Genomic DNA, 12,010 nt, shown 5'->3' with positions numbered 1-12,010 from the left:
TGCAAATTATCATCACAAAATCTTATGTCATATCAATTAGCTACAACTATTCATTCACTTACAAAAATGGCACGCGCTTTGCTCTGTTGAATTCCATCTTGTATACCAGTTGGAATTCACTCATGGCAGCAACCTTTGGATACACGCTTCAGGATTGGCAGCACCGCTATCAGCAGGACCCGCAGTGCATTAGCGCGCTGTTGGCAGCCCACCTCGACGCCATCGACCAGCAGGATAATGCCTGGCTGTATGTCGCCTCGCCCGCACAGCTGCAAGCGCAAATCGAGCCCTTGCTGGCCAGTTATTTGCGTAATCCCGCTGCGCTGCCGCTGTTTGGCGTGCCGTTTGCGGTGAAAGACAATATTGATGTGGCAGGCTGGCCGACCAGCGCCGCCTGCCCGGCGTTCACTTACACCGCAGAAGCCGATGCCTTTGTGGTCGCACAGTTAAAAGCGGCCGGTGCGGTGGTGATTGGCAAAACCAATCTCGACCAGTACGCCACGGGCTTAGTCGGCACGCGCTCGCCGTTTGGCGCAGTGAGTAACACCTTTAATCCAGAATATGTCAGCGGCGGCTCCAGCTCCGGTTCTGCTTCGGTGCTGGCACGCGGCCTGGTAGGCTTCTCGCTGGGCACCGATACCGCCGGTTCCGGTCGCGTCCCGGCGGGCTTTAATAACATCGTCGGTCTGAAACCCACCAAAGGTTGGTTCTCAGCCAGCGGCGTGGTGCCAGCCTGCCGTCTGAATGACACCATCTCCGTCTTCGCCCTGACGGTGGAAGATGCCTTCGCCGTTGCCACCGCCGCAGGCGGCTACGATGCCGGAGATGCCTACTCACGCAGCAATCCGCATACCGCGCCTGGCAGCTTAAAAGCGCAACCCGATTTTGCTATCCCCGCGTCGCCAGAGTTCTTTGGTGATAAGCAGGCGGAAGCCGCGTGGTTGAGTGCGCTGGAGCAACTACAAGCGGGCGGCGCGACGCTGCATCCTATCGACTTCACTGCATTCCACCAGCTGGCGGAACAACTCTATTACGGCCCGTGGGTGGCCGAGCGCACGGTGGCTGTCGGCGAAATGATCAACCGCCCGGAAGAGATGGATCCAGTGGTGTACGGCATTGTCAGCAGCGGCCTGAAATACACCGCCGTCGAAGCTTATCAGGCGGAATACCTGCGTGCCGAGCTGACGCGTCAAATCCAGCAAACCCTGGCGCAGTTCGATGCGCTAGTGGTGCCGACTTCACCCACTATTCACACGCTGGAAGAGATGAAACAGGAGCCAGTGCGCTTCAACTCGCAGTTCGGCACTTACACCAACTTTACCAATCTCGCCGACCTCAGCGCGCTGGCGCTGCCTGGTCCGTTCCGCGCCGATGGCCTGCCAGCGGGCATCACGCTGATTGCACCGGCCTGGCAGGATCGCGCGCTGGCGGGCTTTGGCCTTCAGTGGCAGCAGCAGATGGCGCTGACATTAGGCGCCACCGGCAAAGCTCAGCCTTCTCAATACACTGCATTCCCGGTTTCTGCCGATCACGTGCGCGTGGCCGTAGTCGGAGCGCATCTCACCGGCATGCCGCTCAATTTCCAGCTCACCACCCGCGATGCGGTGTTGGTGGAAGAGACACAAACCGCCAGCAACTACCGCCTGTTTGCGCTGCTCGATGGCCCGATCAAGAAGCCCGGCCTGCTGCGTGGCGACAGCGGTGCGGCGATCACGGTGGAACTGTGGGATATCCCGCTGGCGCGCTTTGGCGAATTCGTAGCGGAAATCCCGGCCCCGCTCGGCATTGGCTCACTGACGCTGGCTGATGGTCGCGTGGTGAAAGGCTTTATCTGTGAACCGGCAGTGCTGTCACAGGCGCTGGAAATTACCGAATTTGGCGGCTGGCGCAACTGGCTGGCCTCTCAGGGGAGTAAATAATCATGTTCAGCACCGTACTGATTGCTAACCGTGGCGAAATTGCCTGCCGCGCGATTCGCACCCTGAAAAGCCTTGGCGTGAAGAGCGTCGCCGTCTATTCCGATGCCGACCGTAACGCGCGCCATGTCAAAGAAGCCGATGTGGCGATTGCGCTCGGCGGCGACAAAGCCAGCGACAGCTATTTGCGTATTGATAAAATTCTCGCCGCCGCCAAAGAGACCGGCGCAGAAGCCATCTGGCCGGGCTACGGCTTCCTCTCCGAAAGCCTGCCGTTTGCTGCCGCCTGCGAAGAAGCCGGTATTGCGTTTGTCGGCCCGACTGCTCAGCAGATTGGCGAGTTTGGCCTGAAGCACCGCGCACGCGAGTTAGCCGCCAGCGCAGGCGTTCCGATGACACCCGGCACGCCGCTGCTGGATTCACTGGAAGAGGCGCTTAGCGCCGCTGACACTATCGGTTATCCGGTGATGCTGAAAAGCACCGCAGGCGGCGGCGGTATTGGCTTAACCCGCTGCGACGACGCCGATGCGCTGCGCAATGCGTGGGAAAGCGTGCGTCGTCTCGGCGAACAATTCTTTAGTGATGCAGGCGTATTTCTGGAGCGCTTTATCGACCGCGCGCGCCACGTTGAAGTGCAGATTTTTGGCGATGGCACCGGCAAAGTGATTGCCCTCGGTGAGCGTGACTGTTCGCTGCAGCGCCGTAACCAGAAAGTGGTGGAAGAGACCCCGCACCGAACCTGCCGCAGGCGACGCGTGAAGCGCTGCTGTCATCCGCCGTGCGCCTTGGTGAGTTAGTCAATTACCGCAGCGCCGGCACCGTGGAATACATCTATGACGCTGAGCAGGACGCGTTTTACTTCCTCGAAGTGAACACCCGCCTGCAGGTGGAGCATCCGGTGACGGAGTGCGTGACCGGGTTGGATTTGGTCGAGTGCATGCTGCAAGTCGCCGCCGGTGATGCCATCGACTGGGCACGCCTGCAACAGGCACCGCAAGGCGCGTCGATTGAAGTGCGTATCTACGCGGAAGATCCGTTGAAAAACTTCCAGCCGAGTCCCGGCACGCTGACCGGCGTCCTTTTCCCGGATGACGTGCGCGTAGATGGCTGGATCGATACCGGCACTGAAGTCTCAGCGTTTTACGATCCGATGATCGCCAAACTGATTGTTCACGCCGATACGCGCGAAGCGGCGCTGGCGAAAATGCAGCAGGCGCTGGATGCCACACAGCTGCACGGCATCGCCACCAACCTCGATTATCTGCGCCAGATTGTCGCCACCGAAGCGTTCAGCAGCGGCAAAGTCTGGACGCGTTTCCTCGACAGCTTTACGCCGTCCGCCAGCGTGATTGAAGTGCTGCAACCCGGCACCTTCAGTAGCATTCAGGATTTCCCTGGCCGCCTCGGCTATTGGGACATCGGCGTACCGCCTTCGGGCCCGATGGATGACTTCGCTTTCCGCCTCGCTAACCGCATCGTCGGCAACCACGACAGCGCCGCCGGACTGGAATTTACTCTGCAAGGCCCGACGCTGCGTTTCCACAGCGATGCGGTGATTGCCCTGACCGGAGCCGATTGCCCGGCAGAGCTTGATGGCATGCACCTCGATTACTGGCAGCCAGTCAGCGTGAAAGCCGGCCAGACGCTGACGTTAGGTCGTGCCCAAAGCGGTTGCCGCACCTATCTAGCGGTGCGTAACGGCTTCGACGTGCCTGAATACCTCGGCAGCCGCTCTACTTTCTCACTCGGCCAGTTTGGCGGTCATGCCGGGCGCACCCTGCGCGTCGCGGACATGCTGCCAATCTCTCAACCGCTACTGGCTGCCTGCACTACGCCAGCGCCGGTCAGTGAGCCGCAAGCACTGGATCACGCGCTGGTGCCACACTACGGCACCGAGTGGCGCATCGGCGTGTTGTACGGACCGCACGGCGCACCGGATTTCTTCACTCAGGCGGCTATCGATGAATTCTTCGCCAGCGACTGGCAGGTGCACTACAACTCCAACCGCCTCGGTGTGCGTTTAGTCGGGCCAAAACCGACCTGGACGCGCGCCAACGGCGGTGAAGCTGGGCTGCACCCGTCTAACGTACACGACTGCGAATACGCGATTGGCGCGGTGAACTTTACCGGCGATTTCCCGGTGATCCTGACCCATGACGGCCCAAGCCTTGGCGGCTTCGTCTGCCCGGTGACCATCGCCAAAGCCGAACTGTGGAAAGTCGGCCAGGTGAAGCCGGGCGACAGCATTCGCTTCCATCCGATCAGCGCCGACGAAGCGGTGGCGCTGGAGAAAGCCCAGGCGCACAGCGTGGAAACCCTGCGCAGCACCCATGCGCCAGCCTTTGAGGTGCCCTCACTGGCCGCCAGTGATATTGGCTCTGCCACTTTGCTCGCCGCCTTACCTGCTACGGCTGCCACGCCAGCGGCGGTTTACCGTCAGGCCGGTGATAAATATGTGCTGATTGAGTACGGCGACAACGTGCTGGATCTGGCGCTGCGTCTGCGTGTGCACCTGCTGATGAATGCGCTGCGTGAACGTGCGGTGCCCGGCGTCGAAGAGCTGTCACCCGGCGTTCGCTCCCTGCAAGTGCGCTATGACAGCCTGATCCTCAGCCAGAAACAGTTGATGAATCTGCTGCTGGAGTTAGAAGCCGGACTCGGTGATGTCAGCCAGCTGAAGGTGCCTTCCCGCATCGTCTGGATGCCGATGGCGTTTGAAGACAGCGCCACGCTGGGTGCGGTTGAGCGTTACCAGGAAACCGTGCGCGCTACCGCGCCATGGCTGCCGAACAACGTTGATTTTATTCAGCGCATCAACGGTCTGGAAAGTCGTGAAGCGGTACGCGACACGATTTTCGATGCCAGCTATCTGATCCTCGGTCTTGGCGATGTCTATCTTGGCGCGCCGTGTGCAGTACCGATCGATCCACGCCATCGCCTGCTGAGTTCCAAATACAGCCCGGCGCGTACCTTCACCGCTGAAGGCACGGTGGGTATCGGCGGCATGTACATGTGCATCTACGGCATGGATTCCCCTGGCGGCTATCAGCTGGTGGGCCGCACGCTGCCGATCTGGAACAAATTCCTCAAGAACGATCAGTTCGCGGCAGATGAACCGTGGCTGCTGCACTTCTTCGATCAGGTGCGCTTCTATCCGGTGACCGAGGACGAACTTACCCTGTTGCGCGATGACTTCCGCGAAGGCCGCGCCACGGTGCGTATCGAAGAAACCCTGTTTGATTTCGCCGCGCATGGTCAATTCCTCGCGGAGCATGCCGATTCGATTACCGACTTCCGTCAGCGCCAGTCCGGCGCTTTCGAACAGGAAGTGACGCTGTGGGCGCAGGAAGAACAGAACGCGCCGCTCACCAGTGAAGAGACGCTGATGGTGGCGGAAGCCGATGACGATGCGCTAGCGGTTTGCGCCGATATGAACGGCAACATCTGGAAAGTGCTGGTGCAGCCGGGTGACGCGGTGGAAGCCGGTCAAACGCTGATCATCGTTGAAGCGATGAAAATGGAACTGGCAATTATCGCGCCGCAGGCCGGCACGGTGAAACGCATTGCCTGCCAGGCAGGACGTCCGGTCAGTCCGGGCGACACCCTGCTGTGGCTGGAATAAGGAGCACGCATGAATCAAAGCCCACGTAGCAAAGGCCGTCCGGAAGCGCTGGCGGAGAAGGTTTATCAGGCGCTGAAACAGGACATTTTTGAGTTCCGTTTAATGCCGGGTGACCGCTTTAGCGAAAACGAAATCGCCGATCGGCTCGAGGTGAGCCGCACGCCGGTGCGTCAGGCGCTGTTCTGGCTGGAGCGCGAGGGCTATGTGGAAGTGTGGTTCCGCAGCGGCTGGCAGGTGAAGCCGTTCGACTTCGAGTATTTCGAAGAACTGTATGACTTCCGCACCGTGCTGGAGCGCGAAGCGGTACGCCGTCTGTGCGCGCTGCCACCGCTGGCCTGTGCCGAGATACTGACCGAACTGAAAAGTTTCTGGATCGATGCGCCTCGCCTGGAGGATGGCAAAGCAGTATCGGCGCACGACGAAGCCTTTCACATGGCGCTGGTGGCCGCCGCGGGCAATCAGGAGATGGCGCGCATCCACGCAGAATTAACCGAAAAGATCCGCATTATCCGCCGTCTCGACTTTACGCGTGACGACCGGGTGGATGCGACATACCGAGAACACGCTCAGATTTTACGGGCGATTTTCCAGCAACAAACCGAGGAGGCACAGCGCATTTTAACCGACCACATCGCCGTCAGTAAGGCAGAGGTCAGAAAGATCACATTGCATATGTTACAGCAGGCCCGGCTTCAACCCATTGAATAAAAACACTAACACATTTAGAGGGTTAACGATGAAAAGACGTTCGTTGCTAAAAGCTTTTGCGCTCTCCGCCACCGTGGCCAGTTTGGGCTTTACCTTTGGTGCCCAGGCCGCTGATACCATCAAAGTCGGCATCATGTCGTCGCTTTCCGGCACCATGGCGATCTCTGAGACACCGCTGAAAGACGTGGCCCTGATGACCATTGATGAGATCAACGCCAAAGGCGGCGTGCTGGGCAAGAAGCTGGAACCGGTCGTGGTCGATCCGGCGTCTAACTGGCCGCTGTTCGCGGAAAAAGCGCGCCAGCTGCTGACGCAAGATAAAGTCGCGGCGGTGTTCGGCTGCTGGACCTCGGTCTCACGTAAGTCAGTGCTGCCGGTGTTTGAAGAGCTGAACGGCTTGCTGTTCTATCCGGTGCAGTATGAAGGCGAAGAGATGTCGCCAAACGTGTTCTACACCGGCGCCGCGCCAAACCAGCAGGCGATTCCGGCGGTGGAGTACCTGATGAGCGAAGACGGCGGCAGCGCCAAACGCTTCTTCCTGCTGGGTACCGATTACGTCTACCCGCGCACTACCAACAAGATACTGCGCGCCTTCCTGCACACTAAGGGCATCCAGGATAAAGACATCGAAGAGGTCTATACGCCGTTTGGTTATAGCGATTATCAGACCATCGTTTCTAACATCAAGAAGTTTTCTGCCGGTGGCAAAACTGCAGTGATCTCCACCATTAACGGTGACTCTAACGTGCCGTTCTACAAAGAACTGGCCAACCAGGGCATCAAAGCCACGGATATTCCGGTGATCGCCTTCTCTGTTGGCGAAGAAGAACTGCGTGGCATTGATACCAAACCTCTGGTCGGTCAGTTAGCGGCGTGGAACTACTTCGAATCAGTCGATAACCCGACCAACACCAAATTCGTGGCGGATTACCGTGCCTATGCCAAAGCGCACAACCTGCCGAACGCGGGCACCGTGGTAACCAACGACCCGATGGAAGCGACCTACGTCGGCATTCATATGTGGGCGCAGGCGGTAGAAAAAGCAGGCACCACCGATGTGGACAAAGTGCGTGCGGCAATGGCCGGACAGAGCTTTAAAGCGCCAGACGGTTTTACCCTGACCATGGATAACACCAACCACCATCTGCACAAGCCGGTGATGATTGGCGAAGTGGAAGAGAACGGCCAGTTCACCGTGGTGTGGCAGACCGATAAAACGGTGCGTGCCCAGCCGTGGAGCCCGTACATCGCCGGTAATGATAAGAAGCCGGATTATCCGGTGAAGTCGACCAAGTAATACGCAAAGTGCGCGCTGCTGTCGTAACACCGACTCTCTGCCATCGGGACAGGTCGAAGGCAGCAGCCGCATCCGGATCCACTCTCACAGAGTCAGGGAGAGGATGCCGAATGTGATTAACCGCGTTAAGTCTTTGCTGGATCGGTCCCCTCTTTCACTTGCGGGAGAGGGTTCGGGTGAGGGCTTCAGCCGCACCCAAGCCTCACGACAAACAGGATCATCATCATGACAATCCGCCGTTATCTTTGCTGTCTGCTGCTGCTCCTGCCGTGGCTCGCCCAGGCGGGCGATGGCGCTGATTTCGCCGCCGCCAGCCGCACTGATCAGGCCAATCTGCTGCAACAGTGGGCTGCCGCACCGCAGGCCAGCCGCTTGCCGCTGCTGCAGGCACTGCGCAACGAAAGCATGGTCATCGACCAGAACAAACAGCCGTTCAGCAAACAGGATGACAAACTCATCCCGCTGGACAGCGCACAACAGCCGACGGGTGACACCAAAAAGCTGTTTATGAACAACCGGCTGCGCGTGTTAATCGCCAGCGCCCTCGCCGCCCACCAGCTGGTGAGCGACGATCCCGCCATTCGCCTGCGCGCTGCACAACAACTGCAAAACGACGGTGCCGCCGATCAGCTGCCGCTGATTGAACAGCGCCTCGCGGTGGAGAAAGACACTCAGGTTCACGCGGTGCTCGCTATGGCGGCGGCCAACCTGCAACTCGCCAGCCCAGATGCCAGCGTGCGTCTCAAAGCCGTCACGCTGCTCGGTGAATCCAGCGATCCCAATATGCAGGCCAGTCTCAATCGCTTAACTCAGGCCAGCAACGAACCCGATGCGCAGGTGCGCGCCGCTGCCACTGAGAGCCTGCAACAGATTAAACATCGCCTGATGTGGGGCGATATTTTAGGTCAGGCGTTTACCGGCCTGTCTCTAGGCTCGATCCTGCTGCTGGCCGCGCTTGGCCTGGCGATCACTTACGGTCTGCTTGGCGTGATCAATATGGCGCACGGCGAGATGCTGATGCTCGGCGCTTACGCCACCTGGTTTGTACAAAACCTGTTCCAGCAGTTCGCACCGCAGTGGCTGGCGTGGTATCCGCTGCTGGCGCTGCCCGTTGCGTTCCTGGTTACCGCCGGGATCGGCATGCTGTTGGAGCGCACCATCATTCGCCATTTATACGGTCGCCCATTGGAAACCCTGCTCGCCACCTGGGGCATCAGCCTGATGCTGATCCAGCTGGTGCGCATGCTATTTGGCGCACAAAACCTGGAAGTGGCTAACCCGAGCTGGCTCTCCGGTGGCTTGCAGGTGCTGCCTAATCTGGTGCTGCCTTACAACCGTATTGCGGTGATCCTGTTTGTGTTTGCTGTACTCGGCCTCACCTGGCTGCTGCTGAACAAAACGCGCCTGGGCCTTAGCGTGCGCGCCGTGACGCAAAACCGCGCCATGGCCGATTGCTGCGGCGTGCCGACCGGGCGCATCGATATGCTGGCGTTCGGTCTGGGTTCCGGTATCGCCGGGCTGGGCGGTGTGGCGCTGTCGCAGCTCGGCAACGTCGGGCCGGAACTCGGCCAGGGTTACATCATCGACTCCTTCCTGGTGGTGGTGCTGGGTGGCGTGGGCCAACTGGCGGGCACCGTGGTGGCCGCCTTTGGCTTGGGCATTCTCAACAAAGTGCTGGAACCGCAGATTGGTGCGGTGCTGGGCAAAATCCTCATCCTCGTGTTGATCATTCTGTTCATTCAGAAACGTCCACAGGGCCTGTTTGCTTTCAAAGGAAGGGTGATTGACTGATGAGCCAACCCATAACCTTAACGCTGGCACGTAAAGCGCCACGCCTCAGCATTAGCCTCGGCATCGTCATCACCCTGCTGTTGCTGGTGCTGCCGTTCTGCGCCCTGCTGCCCGCCACGCACCCGCTGGCGATCTCCACTTACACGCTAACGCTGGTAGGGAAAATTCTCTGCTATGCCACGGTGGCGGTGGCGCTGGATCTGGTGTGGGGCTACGCCGGATTGCTGTCTCTCGGTCACGGTTTGTTCTTCGCCCTCGGCGGCTACGCAATGGGCATGTACCTGATGCGTCAGGCTTCCGGCGATGGCTTACCGGCGTTTATGTCGTTCCTGTCGTGGAACGAACTGCCGTGGTTTTGGGCGGGTACGCAGCACTTTGCCTGGGCGCTGTGCCTGATCATGCTGGTACCGGGTTTGCTGGCGCTGGTGTTTGGCTTCTTCGCCTTCCGCTCAAAAATCAAAGGGGTTTATTTCTCGATCATGACGCAGGCGCTGACCTACGCGGGCATGCTGCTGTTCTTCCGTAATGAAACCGGCTTTGGCGGTAACAACGGCTTTACCGGCTTCACCACCCTGCTCGGCTTTAACGTTACCGCCACCGGCACGCGCATTGGGCTGTTCGTCGCCACCGTGCTGCTGTTGTTAATCAGCCTTGGCATTGGCTTCGCACTGGCACGCAGCAAGTTTGGCCGGGTGCTGACGGCGGTACGCGATGCCGAAAACCGCCTGATGTTCGTCGGTTACGACCCTAAAGGCTTCAAGCTGTTTGTCTGGACGCTGTCAGCGGTGCTGTGTGGCCTGGCGGGCGCACTGTATGTGCCGCAGGTCGGTATCATCAACCCCAGCGAGATGTCGCCGACCAACTCGATTGAGGCGGCTATCTGGGTGGCGCTCGGCGGGCGCGGCACCTTGATTGGTCCACTGCTCGGCGCGGCGATTGTGAATGGCGCTAAGAGCTGGTTTACCGTGGCATTCCCCGAATACTGGCTGTTCTTCCTCGGCCTGATGTTTATCCTCGTCACGCTGTTCCTGCCGCGTGGTGTGATTGGCCTGCTGCGCCGGAGGCGTGATGACTGAACAACTGTTTACCCAACCTCATCCGGCAGACCGCCATCGCGATCAGAGCGATCCGGTGCTGCAACTGGAGAAGATCAACGTCTCGTTTGATGGCTTCCGCGCGCTTACCGATCTGTCACTGAAGATCGGCGTCGGTGAACTGCGCTGCGTGATCGGCCCCAACGGCGCAGGCAAAACCACGCTGATGGATGTGATCACTGGTAAAACTCGTCCTGACAACGGGCAGGTGATCTACGACCAGGACACCGATCTCACCAGGATGTCGCCGGTAGAGATCGCCCGCGCCGGCATTGGGCGTAAATTCCAGAAACCCACGGTGTTTGAGGCACTCACGGTGTTTGAAAATCTGGAAATTGCGCTGAAAAACGATAAATCGGTGTGGGCCAGTTTGCGCGCCAGGCTGAACGGCGAGCAGCAGGATCGCATTGATGAGGTATTGAAACTGCTGCGCCTCGGCGGTGAACGCCAGCGCAAAGCCGGGCTGCTGTCGCACGGTCAGAAGCAGTTTCTCGAAATCGGTATGTTGTTAGTGCAGGATCCGCATCTGCTGCTGCTGGATGAACCGGCTGCAGGCATGACCGATGCAGAAACCGAGTACACCGCCGAGCTGTTTCGCAGCCTGGCAGGCAAGCACTCGCTGATGGTGGTCGAGCACGATATGGGGTTTGTCGAGACCATCGCCGATCACGTCACAGTGCTGCATCAGGGTCAGGTGCTGGCTGAGGGATCGTTACGCGAAGTGCAGGCGAACGATCGGGTCATTGACGTTTATCTGGGGCGCTAACATGTTGCAGGTTTCCGAACTGAATCAATATTACGGCGGCAGCCATATTTTGCGCGGCCTCTCTTTTGCAACCAAACCAGGCGAAATTACCTGCCTGCTGGGGCGCAACGGCGTGGGTAAAACCACGCTGCTGAAATGTCTTATGGGGCTGATTCCGGCCAAATCCGGTGAAATTCGCTGGCAGGATAAGGTGATCAACAGCCGTAAGCCGCACCAGCGCGTGCAATCGGGCATTGCTTATGTGCCGCAGGGCCGTGAAATCTTTCCGCGCCTGACGGTGGAAGAGAACCTGCTGATGGGGCTGGCACGCTTCTCGGGATCGCAGGCCAAAACCGTGCCCGAAGAGATCTATCAGCTGTTCCCGGTGCTACGCGAGATGAAAGCCCGACGCGGCGGCGATCTGTCCGGCGGACAACAGCAGCAGCTGGCGATCGGTCGGGCGCTGGCATGCAAACCGCAGCTGTTGATCCTGGATGAGCCCACCGAAGGGATCCAGCCATCAGTGATCAAAGAGATCGGTGCAGTGATCCGCCAGTTAGCCCAGCGTGGTGATATGGCGATCTTGCTGGTGGAGCAATTTTACGATTTCGCCGCCGAACTGGCCGATCAGTATCTGGTGATGTCACGCGGAGAGATCGTGCAACGCGGCGCGGGATCAAATATGGAAGCGGAAGGCGTGCGCGGGTTGGTGGCGATTTAAAGGTCGCCTGCGCACTGGGATACAGAGCGCCATAAATGGCGCAATGCTTGTCAGTTAGGTGGCGGATGATAACGCAGTCTGGTGCCAGAGCACCTCTGCCCCGAAGCAACCCCAAG

The 12,010-nt window shown here is 59.2% G+C and carries 7 protein-coding genes and 1 pseudogene; all 8 read left to right on the top strand.

All coding sequences use genetic code 11. The features are described 5' to 3' along the window. Window positions 1–122 precede the first annotated feature (122 nt). Window positions 123–1,919, top strand: a complete 1,797-nt coding sequence (gene atzF, locus HA45_RS11305) for an allophanate hydrolase (protein ID WP_100704689.1) — start codon at window positions 123–125, stop codon at window positions 1,917–1,919. A gap of 2 nt (window positions 1,920–1,921) precedes the next feature. Next, window positions 1,922–5,538, top strand: a pseudogene (gene uca, locus HA45_RS11300) (urea carboxylase). A gap of 9 nt (window positions 5,539–5,547) precedes the next feature. After that, window positions 5,548–6,246: a GntR family transcriptional regulator gene (locus tag HA45_RS11295; protein ID WP_100704525.1), complete on the top strand. Its 699-nt coding sequence runs from the start codon at window positions 5,548–5,550 to the stop codon at window positions 6,244–6,246. A gap of 28 nt (window positions 6,247–6,274) precedes the next feature. After that, window positions 6,275–7,543, top strand: a complete 1,269-nt coding sequence (gene urtA / locus HA45_RS11290; protein ID WP_100704524.1) for an urea ABC transporter substrate-binding protein — start codon at window positions 6,275–6,277, stop codon at window positions 7,541–7,543. 225 nt (window positions 7,544–7,768) lie between these two features. Further along, window positions 7,769–9,334, top strand: a complete 1,566-nt coding sequence (gene urtB, locus HA45_RS11285) for an urea ABC transporter permease subunit UrtB (protein WP_100704523.1) — start codon at window positions 7,769–7,771, stop codon at window positions 9,332–9,334. Beyond that, a complete protein-coding gene (gene urtC / locus HA45_RS11280; RefSeq protein WP_100704522.1) occupies window positions 9,334–10,410 on the top strand; it encodes an urea ABC transporter permease subunit UrtC in 1,077 nt (358 codons plus the stop codon). Before urtB ends, urtC begins: the two co-directional genes overlap by 1 nt. Next, entirely contained in the window at window positions 10,403–11,194 is a 792-nt protein-coding gene (gene urtD, locus HA45_RS11275) for an urea ABC transporter ATP-binding protein UrtD (protein ID WP_100704521.1), read from the top strand. The genes urtC and urtD overlap by 8 nt, the downstream gene beginning before the upstream one ends. Window position 11,195: 1 nt before the next feature. Continuing rightward, window positions 11,196–11,894: an urea ABC transporter ATP-binding subunit UrtE gene (gene urtE / locus HA45_RS11270; protein WP_100704520.1), complete on the top strand. Its 699-nt coding sequence runs from the start codon at window positions 11,196–11,198 to the stop codon at window positions 11,892–11,894. Window positions 11,895–12,010: the final 116 nt, after the last annotated feature.

The sequence above is a fragment of the Pantoea rodasii genome, assembly GCF_002095465.1.
Classification (GTDB): Bacteria; Pseudomonadota; Gammaproteobacteria; order Enterobacterales; family Enterobacteriaceae; genus Pantoea; species Pantoea rodasii.
Note: the sequence above shows the minus strand (reverse complement) of the source record. Positions and strands in the feature narration are given on the sequence as shown.